General features: G+C 70.4%; 9 protein-coding genes and 2 pseudogenes. 4 read left to right on the forward strand and 7 right to left on the reverse strand.

All coding sequences use genetic code 11. The annotated features are described in order from the left end of the window. Position 1: 1 nt before the first annotated feature. Genes pgi through tkt form a run of 5 tightly spaced genes read right to left on the reverse strand, consistent with a single transcriptional unit; the run spans position 2 to position 7,373 of the window. Positions 2-1,648, reverse strand: a complete 1,647-nt coding sequence (pgi, locus tag ACF1GV_RS10660) for a glucose-6-phosphate isomerase (protein ID WP_391679051.1) — start codon at positions 1,646-1,648, stop codon at positions 2-4. Beyond that, positions 1,641-2,576: a glucose-6-phosphate dehydrogenase assembly protein OpcA gene (gene opcA, locus ACF1GV_RS10665; protein ID WP_391679049.1), complete on the reverse strand. Its 936-nt coding sequence runs from the start codon at positions 2,574-2,576 to the stop codon at positions 1,641-1,643. Before opcA ends, pgi begins: the two co-directional genes overlap by 8 nt. Continuing rightward, positions 2,573-4,135, reverse strand: coding sequence for a glucose-6-phosphate dehydrogenase (gene zwf / locus ACF1GV_RS10670; protein WP_391679046.1), 1,563 nt, complete (start codon positions 4,133-4,135; stop codon positions 2,573-2,575). Before zwf ends, opcA begins: the two co-directional genes overlap by 4 nt. Next, complete coding sequence (gene tal / locus ACF1GV_RS10675) at positions 4,136-5,278, reverse strand: transaldolase (protein ID WP_391679044.1); 1,143 nt, start codon at positions 5,276-5,278, stop codon at positions 4,136-4,138. It lies immediately after the preceding gene. A gap of 19 nt (positions 5,279-5,297) precedes the next feature. Continuing rightward, positions 5,298-7,373: a transketolase gene (gene tkt, locus ACF1GV_RS10680; protein ID WP_391679042.1), complete on the reverse strand. Its 2,076-nt coding sequence runs from the start codon at positions 7,371-7,373 to the stop codon at positions 5,298-5,300. A 146-nt stretch (positions 7,374-7,519) separates the two neighbouring features. Between tkt and ACF1GV_RS10685 the strand changes: the two genes are divergently transcribed. The 3 genes and pseudogenes from ACF1GV_RS10685 (at position 7,520) to ACF1GV_RS10695 (ending at position 10,057) form a co-directional block, all read left to right on the forward strand. Beyond that, on the forward strand, positions 7,520-8,425 hold the full coding sequence (locus ACF1GV_RS10685) for a helix-turn-helix domain-containing protein (RefSeq protein WP_391679040.1): 906 nt from the start codon (positions 7,520-7,522) through the stop codon (positions 8,423-8,425). A gap of 317 nt (positions 8,426-8,742) precedes the next feature. Continuing rightward, positions 8,743-9,195 (forward strand): annotated as a pseudogene (locus ACF1GV_RS10690) (MFS transporter); the annotation flags it as partial. 109 nt (positions 9,196-9,304) lie between these two features. Next, entirely contained in the window at positions 9,305-10,057 is a 753-nt protein-coding gene (locus ACF1GV_RS10695; RefSeq protein ID WP_391679658.1) for an MFS transporter, read from the forward strand. Positions 10,058-10,110: 53 nt separating this feature from the next. On the opposite strand, the gene ACF1GV_RS10700 is transcribed toward ACF1GV_RS10695, so the two are convergent. Further along, positions 10,111-11,517 carry a glycoside hydrolase family 16 protein gene (locus ACF1GV_RS10700; protein ID WP_391679035.1) on the reverse strand — a complete coding sequence of 469 codons (1,407 nt, stop codon included), beginning with the start codon at positions 11,515-11,517 and terminating at the stop codon, positions 10,111-10,113. Between the two features lie 314 nt (positions 11,518-11,831). Here ACF1GV_RS10700 and ACF1GV_RS10705 point away from each other — a divergent pair, with 314 nt between their 5' ends. Then, entirely contained in the window at positions 11,832-13,340 is a 1,509-nt protein-coding gene (locus tag ACF1GV_RS10705) for a DUF4246 domain-containing protein (protein WP_391679032.1), read from the forward strand. Positions 13,341-13,393: 53 nt separating this feature from the next. Here the strand turns inward: ACF1GV_RS10705 and ACF1GV_RS10710 are convergent. Further along, positions 13,394-13,721 (reverse strand): annotated as a pseudogene (locus ACF1GV_RS10710) (MarR family winged helix-turn-helix transcriptional regulator). Positions 13,722-13,885 lie beyond the last annotated feature (164 nt).

Below are 13,885 nucleotides of genomic sequence, written 5' to 3' on the forward strand. Positions count from 1 at the left end.
GTTACTTCACTTCCTTGAGGTCGCGGTAGGCCGCGACGAGCGCTGCGGTGGACGGGTCGAGACCGGGCACGTCCGCGCCCTCGGTGAGGGCGGGTTCGACCCGCTTGGCGAGGACCTTGCCCAGTTCCACGCCCCACTGGTCGAAGGAGTCGATGTTCCAGATCGCGCCCTGGACGAACACCTTGTGCTCGTAGAGGGCGACCAGCTGGCCGAGCACGGACGGGGTCAGCTCGCGGGCCAGGACGGTGGTGGTGGGGTGGTTGCCCTGGAAGGTGCGGGCGGTGACCTGCTCCTCGGGCACGCCCTCGGCGCGCACCTCGTCGGCGGTCTTGCCGAAGGCGAGGGCCTGGGTCTGGGCGAAGAAGTTGGCCATCAGCAGGTCGTGCTGGCCCTTGAGGCGGTCGCTCAGCTCGGCGACGGGACGGGCGAACCCGATGAAGTCGGCCGGGATGAGCTTGGTGCCCTGGTGGATCAACTGGTAGTAGGCATGCTGGCCGTTGGTGCCCGGCGTGCCCCACACCACCGGCCCGGTCTGCCATTCCACCGGGCGCCCGTCGCGCTGCACCGACTTGCCGTTGGACTCCATGTCCAGCTGCTGCAGGTACGCGGTGAACTTCGACAGGTAGTGGCTGTACGGCAGGACCGCGTGCGACTGGGCGTCGAAGAAGTTGCCGTACCAGATGCCCAGCAGGCCCAGCAGGAGCGGGGCGTTGGCCTCGGCGGGCGCGGTGCGGAAGTGCTCGTCGACGGTGTGGAAGCCGTCGAGCATCTCCCGGAAGCGGTCCGGGCCGATGGCGATCATCAGCGACAGGCCGATCGCGGAGTCGTAGGAGTAGCGGCCGCCGACCCAGTCCCAGAACTCGAACATGTTGTCGACGTCGATACCGAACTCGGTGACCTTCTCCGCGTTCGTCGACAGCGCGACGAAGTGCTTGGCCACCGCCTTGTCCTCGCCGCCCAGGCCCTGAAGCAGCCAGGCGCGGGCCGAGGTGGCGTTGGTGATCGTCTCGATCGTCGTGAAGGTCTTGGACGCGACGATGAACAGCGTCTCCGCCGGGTCCAGGTCGTGCACGGCCTCGTGCAGGTCGGCGCCGTCGACGTTGGAGACGAAACGGAACGTCAGGTCACGGGCCGTGAAGGCGCGCAGTGCCTCGTACGCCATCGCCGGGCCGAGGTCCGAGCCGCCGATGCCGATGTTGACGACGTTGCGGATGCGCTTGCCGGTGTGGCCGGTCCACTCGCCGGAGCGGACCCGCTCGGCGAAGGCGCTCATCCTGTCGAGCACGGCGTGCACCTTCGGCACCACGTTCTCGCCGTCGACCTCGATCACGGCGTCGCGCGGGGCACGCAGCGCGGTGTGCAGCACCGCCCGCCTTTCGGTGACGTTGATCTTCTCACCGCGGAACATCGCGTCGCGCAGCCCGAACACGTCGGTGGCGGTGGCCAGTTCCCGCAGCAGGGCGAGGGTCTCGTCCGTGATCAGGTTCTTCGAGTAGTCGATGCGCAGGTCACCGACGCGCACCACGTACCGCTCGGCGCGCCCGGGGTCGCTCGCGAACAGCTCCCGCAGGTGCGCCTGCCACTGGGCGCGGTGGTCCTCCAGGGCGGTCCACTCGGGCCGCCGGGTCAGCAACGGGGTCTCAGACATGTGCGGGAGTCTCCTTGCTGCCCTCGCCGCGCAGGGCGATGGCGTACATCTCGTCGGCGTCCAGGCGGCGCAGTTCCTCGGCGATGAGTTCGGAGGTGGCGCGGACCTTCAGCGCCAGGGTGCGCGAGGGCTGGCCCGGCAGGGTCAGCGTGGCCAGCGGGCCCTCGGGCCGGTCGATGACGAGCTCGCCCTCGGCCGTGCCCAGGCGTACGGCGGTGACGACCGGACCGGCGGTGACGACCCGGTCCACGGTGACCCGGAGGCGGGCCTCCAGCCAGCGGGCCAGCAGCTCGGCGGCCGGGTTGTCGGCCTCGGCCTCGACGGCCGCCGAGATCACCTTCGCGCGGGCCTGGTCCAGGGCGGCGGCCAGCATCGAGCGCCACGGGGTGAGCCGGGTCCAGGCGAGGTCGGTGTCGCCGGGGGCGTAGGTGCGTTCCCGGGTCTGCAGCATCTCCAGCGGGTTCTCGACCGCGTACAGGTCGGTGATGCGGCGCTGGGCCAGCGCGCCGAGGGGGTCCTTGGAGGGGTTGTCCGGCGCGTCGACCGGCCACCACACGACGACCGGGGCGTCCGGCAGCAGCAGCGGCAGGACGACGGAGTCGGCGTGGTCGGACACCTCGCCGTAGGTGCGCAGCACGACCGTCTCGCCGGTGCCGGCCTCCGAGCCCACCCGGACCTCGGCGTCCAGCCGGGAGGCCTGGCGGTCGCGCGGGGTGCGGGCGTGCCGCTTGATGACGACCAGGGTGCGCGAGGGGTGCTCGTGCGAGGCCTCCTCGGCCGCCTTGATCGCGTCGTAGGCGTTCTCCTCGTCCGTGACGATGACCATCGTCAGGACCATGCCCACCGCCGGGGTGCCGATGGCACGGCGCCCCTGGACGAGCGCCTTGTTGACCTTGCTTGCCGTGGTGTCGGTCAGGTCGATCCTCATGGCCTGCGCCAGCTCCGTCCGTCTCGTGCGAGCATCTCGTCCGCTTCCTTGGGTCCCCAGCTGCCCGACGGGTACTGCGCCGGCCTGCCGTGCGCGGCCCAGTAGCCCTCGATCGGGTCGAGGATCTTCCAGGACTCTTCCACTTCCTGGTGACGCGGGAACAGGTTGGCGTCGCCGAGCAGCACGTCCAGGATGAGGCGCTCGTACGCCTCCGGGCTGGACTCCGTGAAGGACTCGCCGTACGCGAAGTCCATCGTGACGTCCCGGATCTCCATCGAGGTGCCCGGCACCTTGGAGCCGAACCGGACGGTCATGCCCTCGTCGGGCTGCACCCGGATGACGATCGCGTTCTGGCCCAGCTCCTCCGTCGCCGTGGAGTCGAAGGGGGAGTGCGGGGCGCGCTGGAAGACCACCGCGATCTCCGTGACCCGGCGGCCCAGCCGCTTGCCGGTGCGCAGGTAGAACGGCACCCCGGCCCAGCGGCGGTTGTCGACGCCGAGCTTGATCGCGGCGTAGGTGTCGGTGGTGGAGTTCGGGTCGATGCCGTCCTCCTCCAGATAGCCGCGCACCTTCGTACCGCCCTGCCAGGCGGGCGCGTACTGGCCGCGCACGGTGTGCTTGCCGAGGTCGTCGGGCAGCCGTACGGCCTTGAGGACCTTGAGCTTCTCGGTGAGCAGCGACTCGGCGTCGAACGCGGCCGGCTCCTCCATGGCGGTGAGCGCCATCAGCTGGAGCAGGTGGTTCTGGATGACGTCACGGGCCGAGCCGATGCCGTCGTAGTAGCCGGCGCGGCCGCCGATGCCGATGTCCTCGGCCATCGTGATCTGGATGTGGTCGACGTAGGACCGGTTCCAGATCGGCTCGAACATCTGGTTGGCGAAGCGCAGCGCCAGGATGTTCTGGACGGTCTCCTTGCCCAGGTAGTGGTCGATGCGGAACACCTGGTCCGGCTCGAACACCTCGTGCACGATCGCGTTCAGCTCACGGGCGCTGGTGAGATCATGGCCGAACGGCTTCTCGATCACCGCGCGCCGCCAGGAGTCCTCGGGGCCGTCCGCCAGGCCGTGCTTCTTCAGCTGCTGGACGACCTTCGGGAAGAACTTCGGCGGCACCGACAGGTAGAAGGCGTAGTTGCCGCTGGTGCCGCGGGCGGCGTCCAGCTCCTCGACGGTCTGGCGCAGCTGGTCGAAGGCGTTGTCGTCGTCGAAGTCGCCGGGGATGAACCGCATGCCCTCCGACAACTGCTGCCACACCTCCTCACGGAAGGGGGTGCGGGCGTGCTCCTTGACGGCGTCGTGCACGACCTGCGCGAAGTCCTGGTCCTCCCAGTCGCGGCGGGCGAAACCGACCAGGGAGAAGCCCGGCGGCAGCAGCCCGCGGTTGGCCAGGTCGTACACGGCCGGCATCAGCTTCTTGCGGGACAGGTCACCGGTCACGCCGAAGATGACGAGCCCCGAGGGGCCCGCGATCCGCGGCAGCCGGCGGTCGCGCGGATCGCGCAGCGGGTTGGCCCAGCCTGCGGCCGGAGCCGTCAGTTCCATCAGCGGTGTCGCGGTCATTTACGCTGCCACCCCCTTGCTGTCCATGGCCTTCGCCACGGCCGTCAGCAGGTCCTGCCAGGCCGTCTCGAACTTGGCGACGCCCTCGTCCTCCAGCTTCTGCACCACCGCGTCGTAGGAGATGCCGAGCTTCTCCACCGCCGCGAGGTCGGCGCGCGCCTGCGCATAGCCGCCGGACACCGTGTCGCCGGTGATCTCGCCGTGGTCGGCGACGGCGTTCAGGGTGCCCTCAGGCATCGTGTTGACGGTGCCCGGGGCGACCAGCTCGTCCACGTACAGGGTGTCCTTGTACGCCGGGTCCTTCACACCGGTCGACGCCCACAGCGGGCGCTGCTTGTTCGCCTTGGCGCCGGCCAGGGCGAGCCAGCGCTGACCGGCGAAGACCTCCTCGTAGGCCGCATAGGCGAGGCGGGCGTTGGCGAGGGCGGCGCGGCCCTTGAGCCCGAGCGCCTCGTCGGTGCCGAGGACGGTCAGGCGCTTGTCGATCTCGGCGTCCACGCGGGAGACGAAGAAGGACGCCACGGAGTGGATCGCGGACAGATCCAGGCCCTTCGCGGCGGCCTTCTCCAGGCCCGCGAGGTAGGCGTCCATCACCGCGCGGTAGCGCTCGAGGGAGAAGATCAGCGTGACGTTTACGCTGATGCCCTCGGCGATCACCTCGGTGATGGCGGGCAGACCGGCCTTGGTCGCCGGGATCTTGATCATGACGTTGGGGCGGTCCACCAGCCACGCGAGCTGCTTGGCCTCGGCGATCGTGGCCGCCGTGTGGTGCGCGAGACGGGGGTCGACCTCGATGGAGACCCGGCCGTCGCGGCCGCCGGTCGACTCGTACACCGGGCGCAGCACGTCGGCGGCGGCCCGTACGTCGGCGGTGGTCATCATGCGGACGGCCTCGTCGACCGTCACGCCGCGCACGGCCAGCTCGGTGAGCTGGGCCTCGTAGCCCTCGCCGGAGCCGATGGCGGCCTGGAAGATCGACGGGTTGGTGGTGACGCCGACGACGTGCTTCGTGGCGATGAGCTCGGCGAGGTTGCCGCTGTCGATGCGGGTGCGCGAGAGGTCGTCCAGCCAGATCGACACGCCCTCGTCGGAAAGGCGCTTGAGGGCTGCCGCGGGAGCGGTTGCTTCGGTCACAGTGATCATCTTCCTTCTGGCGATCGGATCAACCGCGCACGGCAGCCAGCGATTCCCGGGCTGCTGCGGCGACGTTCTCGGGGGTGAAGCCGTACTCGGCGAACAGGGTCGTGGCGTCGGCGGAGGCGCCGAAGTGCTCCAGGGACACGATGCGGCCGGCGTCGCCGATGTAGCGGTACCAGGTCAGACCGATGCCGGCCTCGACCGCGACCCGGGCCTTCACGGCCGGCGGCAGGACGGACTCGCGGTAGGCGCGGGGCTGCTCCTCGAACCACTCCACGGACGGCATCGACACCACGCGCGTGCCGATCCCCTCGGCCTCCAGCCGCTCCCGCGCGGCGACGGCGAGCTGTACCTCGGAGCCGGTGGCGATGACGATCACCTCCGGGGTCTTCGTGGACGACTCGCGCAGCACGTAGCCGCCCTTCGCCGCGTCCGGGTTCGGCGCGTACGTCGGCACGCCCTGGCGGGTGAGCGCGAGCCCGTGCGGGGCCGGACGGGTGGCGTGCCTCTTCAGGATCTCGGCCCAGGCGGCCGCGGTCTCGTTGGCATCGGCCGGGCGGACGACGTTCAGACCCGGAATGGCGCGCAGCGAGGCCAGGTGCTCCACCGGCTGGTGGGTCGGCCCGTCCTCGCCGAGGCCGATCGAGTCGTGCGTCCACACGTAGGTCACCGGCAGCTGCATCAGCGCCGACATCCGCACGGCGTTGCGCATGTAGTCGGAGAACACCAGGAAGGTGCCGCCGTAGACGCGGGTGTTGCCGTGCAGGGCGATGCCGTTCATCTCCGCGGCCATGGAGAACTCGCGGATCCCGAAGTGGACGGTACGGCCGTACGGGTTCGCCTCGGGCAGCGGGTTGCCCTCGGGGAGGAACGAGGACGTCTTGTCGATGGTGGTGTTGTTGGAGCCTGCCAGGTCGGCGGAGCCGCCCCACAGCTCGGGGATGACCCCGCCGAGCGACTGCAGGACCTTGCCGGAGGCGGCGCGGGTCGCGACGGCCCTGCCCTCCTCGAACGCCGGCAGGGCCTCCTCCCAGCCCTCGGGGAGCCGGCCGGCGACGATCCGGTCGAACAGCTCGGCGCGCTCCGGCCGCTCCTCGCGCCAGACGGCGATCTGCTTGTCCCAGGCGGCGTGCGCGTCGGCGCCCCGGTCCAGGGCGGCGCGGGTGTGGGTGAGGACGTCGGCGTCGACCTGGAAGGCCTGCTCCGGGTCGAAGCCCAGCAGGCGCTTGGTGGCGGCGACCTCCGCCTCGCCGAGCGCGGAGCCGTGGGCGGCCTCGGTGTTCCGGGCGTTCGGGGCGGGCCAGGCGATGACCGTGCGCATCGCGATGATCGACGGCCGTTCGGTCTCGGCCTGCGCGGCCTTCAGGGCGGCGTACAGGGCGTGTACGTCGACGTCGCCGTCCCCGGCGGGCTCGATGCGCTGGGTGTGCCAGCCGTAGGCCTCGTACCGCTTCAGCACGTCCTCGGAGAACGCGGTCGCGGTGTCGCCCTCGATGGAGATGTGGTTGTCGTCGTAGAGGAAGACCAGGTTGCCGAGCTTCTGGTGGCCGGCGAGGGAGGAGGCCTCGGCGGAGACGCCCTCCTGGAGGTCGCCGTCGGAGACGATCGCCCAGATCGTGTGGTCGAAGGGGGACTCGCCGGCCGGGGCCCCGGGATCGAACAGGCCGCGCTCGTAGCGGGCGGCCATCGCCATGCCGACGGCGTTCGCGACGCCCTGGCCGAGCGGGCCGGTGGTGGTCTCCACACCGGCCGTGTGCCCGTACTCGGGGTGGCCGGGCGTCTTCGAGCCGTGCGTGCGGAACGCCTTCAGATCGTCCAGCTCCAGCTCGTACCCGGCGAGGTACAGCTGGGTGTAGAGGGTCAGCGACGTGTGGCCGGGGGAGAGGACGAAACGGTCACGGCCGGTCCACTCCGGGTCGGCGGGGTCGTGCCGCATCACCTTCTGAAAGATCGTGTACGCCGCCGGGGCCAGGGCCATGGCGGTGCCGGGGTGGCCGTTGCCGACCTTCTGCACGGCATCCGCGGCCAGCAGCCGTGCGGTGTCGACGGCACGCCGGTCGAGTTCGGTCCACTCGAGGGTGTCGGGTGTCTGCGTGCTCATCTTCAAGAAGTCCTCGCAAGAAGCGCTGCTTATGCTCTGACGTGTTCAAACTTAAAAGTCTGACTTTTTCTCCGGAAGGTCTGCGTGTGTCAGCCTGTGGTGAAAGTGGGACACCGAGCGCGCGACCGGGACGGCACGAGAAGGACATGGCGGACACAACCAGGCAAGACGGCGACGCCGGCGAGGATGCGGACGGGATCAGAACGTTCCCCTTCCCGGTGGGTCTGAGCGTCGGCGGTGTGGGCATGCAGGTCGGCCCGATGGGCAGCGGTCGCACCTGGCACTCCGAGGCTCCTCTCGACCGCGTCCACCGCATCGACTTCCACGTCGTCATGCTCTTCACGCACGGCCCCGTCCGCCACATGGTCGACTTCGCCGAGTACGAGGCGAACGCCGGTGACGTCCTGTGGATCCGCCCGGGTCAGGTCCACCGCTTCTCGAAACAGAGCGAGTACCGCGGAACCGTCCTGACCATGCAGCCCGGCTTTCTGCCCCGCACGACCGTCGAGGCCACCGGCCTGTACCGCTACGACCTGCCGCCCCTGCTCCACCCCGCCGCGGCCCAGCTCACCGGGTTGCGCACGGCATTGGAGCAGCTCCGGCGCGAGTACGAGGACACGGACACCCTCCCGCTGAGCCTGCACACGGCGGTGCTGCGGCACACCCTGACCGCGTTCCTGCTGCGCCTCGCGCATCTCGCCGCCAGTTCCGCGGAGGCGGCGCGGCACCCGAGCGACACCACCTTCACCCGCTTCCGGGACGCGGTGGAGGGGGGCTTCGCCACCAACCACAGCGTCAGCGCCTATGCCGACGCCCTCGGTTACTCCCGCCGCACCCTGGTCCGCGCGGTGCGCGCCGCCACCGGGGAGACACCCAAGGGCTTCATCGACAAACGGGTCGTCCTGGAGGCCAAGCGGCTGCTGGCCCACACCGATCTGCCCATCGGCCGGGTCGGCGCGGCGGTCGGCTTCCCCGACGCGGCGAACTTCTCCAAGTTCTTCCACCAGCACACCGACCGGACGCCGGCGGCGTTCCGGGCGGAGCTGCGGTAGGGGGCGGTCGGCGGGCCGATCACGTGCCACACGTGCCACACGTGCACATGTGTCACGCGTGGTGTCGGCGTGGGAAGGCCGTCGGCGGCGGTCGCCGCCGGCCTGCCGCCCAGGCTCAACACCCAGGTGCGCAGGGCCCGTTTTGCCGCCACCGCAAAAACTCTCGGAGGGGGCCGCCACCCGGCCGCAGCATGGCCGGGCACCCGCCCCCGCATCCGAGAGGTGAAGCCATGACCATCACCGCGCCGGCGCTCTCCGCGCCGCCCTCGCTGAGCAGGCGAAGACGCCGGACCGTCCTGGCCGTCTGCTGTCTGAGCATGTTTCTGGTCGGCCTGGACACCACCATCGTCAACGTGGCGCTCCCCGCCGTCGGCGACGGCCTGGACATCGGCACCCGCGGCCTGGAATGGACCGTGGACGCCTACACCGTCGTCCTGGCCGGTCTGCTGATCTCCGCCGGCGCGCTGGCGGACCGGCTGGGCCGCCGCCGGGTGTTCCAGTGCGGCCTGGCCGTCTTCGGAGTCGCCTCCCTGGCCTGTGCTCTCGCTCCGTCGGCGGGCGTGCTCGTCGCGGCCCGTGCCGTGCAGGGCGTCGGCGCCTCGATGCTCAGCCCCGTCGCCCTGGCGATCGTCGTGAACGTGATGCCCGATCCCCGGGAACGGGCCCAGGCCATCGGCGTGTGGGCGTCGGTGTTCGGCCTCAGCATGGCCGCAGGACCGGTCACCGGCGGCGCGCTCGTCGCCGCGCTCGGCTGGCGGTCGGTGTTCTGGATCAATGCGCCGGTCGTCGTCGCCGCTCTAGTGCTCAGCGCGCTGCTGGTGCCCGAGTCCCGGGCGGCAGGGCGGGCGCGTCGGCTCGATCTGCCCCGGCCAGTTCCTGCTGACCGCGGTCATCGCCGTCACGATCGGCCTCCTCATCGAAGGGCCGCACATCGGCTGGACCTCGCCCTGGATCCTCGCGGGCTACACGTGCGCGGCCCTGGCGGCCGCGGCGTTCGCGTGGGCCGAGCTGCGGCGCGGCGAGCCGCTGATCGACCCACGGCTCTTCCGGCGCCCGGTGTTCACCGGAGCGGTCCTCGGAGCGGTGGCCGTGTTCGTCGCCCTCAACGCGACCCTGCTGCTCAACACCCTGTACCTCCAGCACACCCGGGGCTGGACTGCCTTTCAGGCCGGAGCGGCCACCCTGCCCATGGCCGTCGGCGCGACGCTGTGCGCCCCCTGGTCCGGGTACCTGGTCGGACGCGTCGGCCCCCGGCGTCCCCTCGCCCTGGGCGGCGCGTTCATCGCGGCCGGCGGTCTCAGCCTCGCCGCGCTCGACCGGGACACCGGCGTCCTCCTGCTGCTGACGGCCTATCTGCTCATCGGCACCGGATTCGGATTCGCCAACGCCCCCCTCACCAACACCGCGGTCGGCGCGCTGCCGCGCAGCCGCGCCGGCGTGGCGGGAGCCATCACCTCCACCGCACGCCAGCTCGGCTCCGCCCTCGGCATCGCCCTGGCCGGCGGCCTGGTGGCCGGCGCCGGTGCCGCCGAACTCGCGCACGCCTCCCGTCCGGGCTGGCTCATGGTCACCGCCTGCGGGCTGTTCCTGCTCCTGGTGGCCCGCACGGCCCGGCCGGGCAGTGGACCCTGAGCACCCGGGGATGGCGCTGGGCCGACCCCGGGCGCTCCTGGACCCGGGCGGACTCAGTGCCCGAAGTCGAACCAGTTCACGTTGACGAAGTCCGCGGGCTGCCCGCTGGTGAAGGTCAGATAGACGTCGTGGACACCGGTGACGCCGCCGATGTTCGCCGGGACCGTCCGCCAGGACTGCCAGCCGCCGGTGTTGGCCAGGGCGAAGCTGCCGATCGGAGCGTTGCTGCGGCTGTCGAGGCGCACCTCGACGAGCCCGCTCACACCGGACGCGGCACCGCTCGCCACCCGGGCGTAGAACTGACGGGCCGCCGTGGAGCCGAAGTTGACGCCCTTGTACAGGGTCCAGTCACCGTTCGCCACGGCGCCGATGTTCTGCCCGCCGCCGCTGTCGGAGGTGGCCTCGGTGATCGTGCCGGACTGGCTGTCGTAGGACTCGGCCTGCACGGGGCTGTAGGCGTCGCGGTTGCCGGACGGCGGGGGCGTGGGCGGGGGAGTGGTGCCGCCCCCACCGGACGACAGGACCTGGACGTAGTCCACGACCATCGGATGGCCGGGCTGGGTGTCGCCGTCCAGTCCGCCGCCGAAGGCGTCCGGGAAGCCGCCGCCCATGGCCACGTTGAGGATGACGAAGAAGCCGTGGTTCGTGGCGTTGGCCCAGGTGGCCGCGTCCATCTGGTTCGCCGTCACCGTGTGGTAGACGACGCCGTCGACCGAGAAGCGGATCGCCTCCGGGCTCACCGAGCGGTCCCACTCCATCGCGTAGGTGTGGAAGCCGGACTGGCAGGTGGTGTTCGGGCACGCGGTGGAGTTGCCGATGCCGGTGGTCTCGTTGCAGGGGCCGCCCGGGCTGGTGCCGCAGTGCATCGTGGCCCACACCTTGTTCAGGCCCTGCACGTTCTCCATGATGTCCAGCTCGCCGACGCCGGGCCAGTTCTGGTAGTTGCCCCGGTACGGCGCGCCCAGGGCCCAGAACGCCGGCCAGTAGCCCTCGGCGGCGGTGCCGGTGACGTTGGGCATCTGGATGCGGCCCTCGACGCGCAGCTTGCCGCCGGCCGGCGGCTGGAAGTCGGTGCGTACGGTCTCGATACGCCCGGACGTCCAGCGGCCGGAGGCGTCGCGGAGCGGGGTGACGCGCAGATTGCCGCTGCCGTCGAGCGAGACGTTGCTCGTGCTGCTGGTCATCGTCTCGACCTCGCCGGTGCCCCAGTTGGCGGGGCCGCCGGGGTAGGAGATGCCGGTGTCGTACTGCCAGTTGGCGGTGTTGACGCCGGAGCCCGCGGGGCCGTCGAAGTCGTCGAGGAAGACGCGCGTCCAGCCGGATGGGGGCGTTGGCGCGGCGGCGTCGGCGGACGGGACGGCGATGCCCGCCGCGGCGGCGGCCAGGCCGAGGGTGCCGAAGGCGGCGACGAGGGCCCGCCGCAGCGGGCGACGTCTGGGCGTGACGGGGGATTCGGTCATGGGGGGTGCCTCTCGGAGTCGCAAGCGGATGCCGTTTGAGAGCGCTCTCAAGTGCGGCCAATGTGCTCTCCGTCGCTGCGACCGTCAAGAGGTTGAAGGCAACAAACTCCATGCGGGGCGGGCAAGTTCGGGTCGCGAATACCGCGAAGGGGGTGAACGTCCCGGGATGCGCTGCCGTCGGAGGGCGGCCTGCGCCGCAACGCCCGCAACCTCCGGCCCTTCCCGGGTCGGCGAGGGCAGGGACCTGGGCCGCGGTGTCAGTCCGCTGAAGTATCCTTCCCGCCACCGCACACCGACTGGGAGGATCAAGAGAATTGACCGGCCTGTCCGCTTTCCCGCTGCCCTTTCATGCCTCCCGTTCCATATCGTTCGCAACGCCTAGAACGCTGCGGGAACTTCAGATGATGCAGTGCAGCGCGCACATTCGGGAGAAGCCCGGGTGGTTCGACAAGATGAACGATGCGGAAATCGTCGCGCGGTGGACGAAAGAAGCTCTCGCCCAGGGTCTCACCGAAGCGCAGGTTCGTTACGTGCTTGCCGAACTCGTGCATTATGCCGCGCTGCGGGACGAACGCACCGGCATCGAGGTGTCCGCCGTCGACGGGGTGTGGCAGTCGGACATGCTGGTCGACGACAAGCTCGGATCCCGGCTGCGCGAGGCGGTCCGGGTTCTGGAAGAGGTCCCCGAAGCAGAACTGGACTGGCACCCCGGATCCGACGGCCAGGTGCTGGATCTGGTTCATCCCTCACTTTTCTGCCTGGTGAGAGAGGCGAGCGGCGCGCCCGAGCGGGCGTGGCAGAACCCGACGGACCGCTACTCGAAGTACGAGTTCTCGGAGAAATTCCAGTGGCTGCCCACGGACGTCGACGTCAGTGACGACGGCGATGTCACCTTCCGTTCGTACGTCAACAACGTCCACCCCGAGACTCATCGCGAACTCGCCTCCGTCCTGCCGGACTTGTTCGCGTGCCTGCGCCCGCTGCTGGAGAACGTGCTCACCGATCTGCGCCATCCGCGGCCCCTGCGGATCGAGGCCGATCCTTACGGATGGTACGACTCGGAGCCGGAGCAGCCGGACCATTCCTCCTACAGCGATGACGAGGCCTACCAAGAAGCCGTCCGCGCATGGGAAGAGGCCACGGACGACTGGTGGGAGAACCGCCGCCCGGTCATCCCGGACGCCCCGGACTTCACCCCGCCCGAGGTGCCCGACGAATCCGCCCGGGTCGACCTGCGCGGCCGCCGTCTCCAGGTCATCGTCAAGCTCGCCACCATTCATCTCACCCCGGACAAGCCCGAGTACCCCGGCGGCTCCTGGCACGTCGAGGGGATGCTGAACGAGCGGATCGTCTCGACCGGCATCTACTACTGGGACAGCGAGAACATCACCGAGAGCCGGCTGAGTTTCCGGGCGGCACTCGACGATCCGGACTACGAACAGAACGACGACAACGGTGTGCGTGAGGTCTACGGCCTGGAGAACGAGGACGCACTGAACCAGATGCTGGGATCAGCCTCCACACCGGCCGGCCGCTGCCTGGCGTTCCCGAACATCCTGCAACACCGCGTCGGCTCGTTCCGCCTGGCGGACGCCACCCGCCCGGGACATCGGAAAATTCTCGCCTTCTTCCTGGTCGACCCGTCGGAAAAGATCGTCTCGACATCCGATGTGCCACCGCAGCAACCATGGTCCGACACCTCGACCATGACGCTCGAACAGGCCAAGAGCTACCGCGAACAACTCATGCAGGAACGCAAGTTCTTCGTCGACGAACACAACGAGCAGCTCTACGAACGAGAATTCTCCCTCTGCGAGCACTGAACCTCGTCTGCCCTCGCCTCGTCGGCAACCGGCGCTCGCCGTCGCCTCCCCGCTCAGTCGAGGCCGGCCTCCGCGACGCGCAGGAGCAGCGTGTGCAGGGTCTCGCGGTCGGCGTCGTCGAGCGGGGCGAGCAGTTCCGCCGTCACACGCCGGCCCGCCTCGTCGGTGCCGCGCAGGAAGGCGCGGCCGGCGTCGGTCAGGACGACGATCCGGCTGCGGCGGTCGTCGGGCGCCGGGCGGCGCTCGGTCAGGCCCTGCTTCTCCAGGTCGTCGACGAGGCCGCAGCCGGTAGAGCAGACAACCGGCGTCCGCGTGCAGCGCGCGCGTCCAGGGCTCGTCCGCGTCGATCGGGGTGGTCCGCTTCGTCTGCCGCGGGCTGATGGCGCTCTCCCCGGTACTCGGCCGCCGGGTGTCCCAGGATGCCGGATCCGGGAGGGTGCAACAACTATTGCAGGCTGCAATTATTGGGTCCGGCTGCCATCGTGCCGACCCGCACCGCGCCACCGCGGTGAGCGCGCCGGGAACGGCCGGGGTGCCGGGTAGGG

It is taken from the genome of Streptomyces sp. NPDC014006 (genome assembly GCF_043088925.1).
Taxonomy (GTDB): domain Bacteria; phylum Actinomycetota; class Actinomycetes; order Streptomycetales; family Streptomycetaceae; genus Streptomyces.

Coding starts and splice junctions, on each gene's coding strand:
- zwf (WP_391679046.1), bottom strand. CDS start 4,135: ATGACCGCGACACCGCTGATGGAACTGACGGCTCCGGCCGCAGGCTGG.
- ACF1GV_RS10700 (WP_391679035.1), bottom strand. CDS start 11,517: ATGACCGAATCCCCCGTCACGCCCAGACGTCGCCCGCTGCGGCGGGCC.
- pgi (WP_391679051.1), bottom strand. CDS start 1,648: ATGTCTGAGACCCCGTTGCTGACCCGGCGGCCCGAGTGGACCGCCCTG.
- tkt (WP_391679042.1), bottom strand. CDS start 7,373: ATGAGCACGCAGACACCCGACACCCTCGAGTGGACCGAACTCGACCGG.
- tal (WP_391679044.1), bottom strand. CDS start 5,278: ATGATCACTGTGACCGAAGCAACCGCTCCCGCGGCAGCCCTCAAGCGC.
- opcA (WP_391679049.1), bottom strand. CDS start 2,576: ATGAGGATCGACCTGACCGACACCACGGCAAGCAAGGTCAACAAGGCG.
- ACF1GV_RS10685 (WP_391679040.1), top strand. CDS start 7,520: ATGGCGGACACAACCAGGCAAGACGGCGACGCCGGCGAGGATGCGGAC.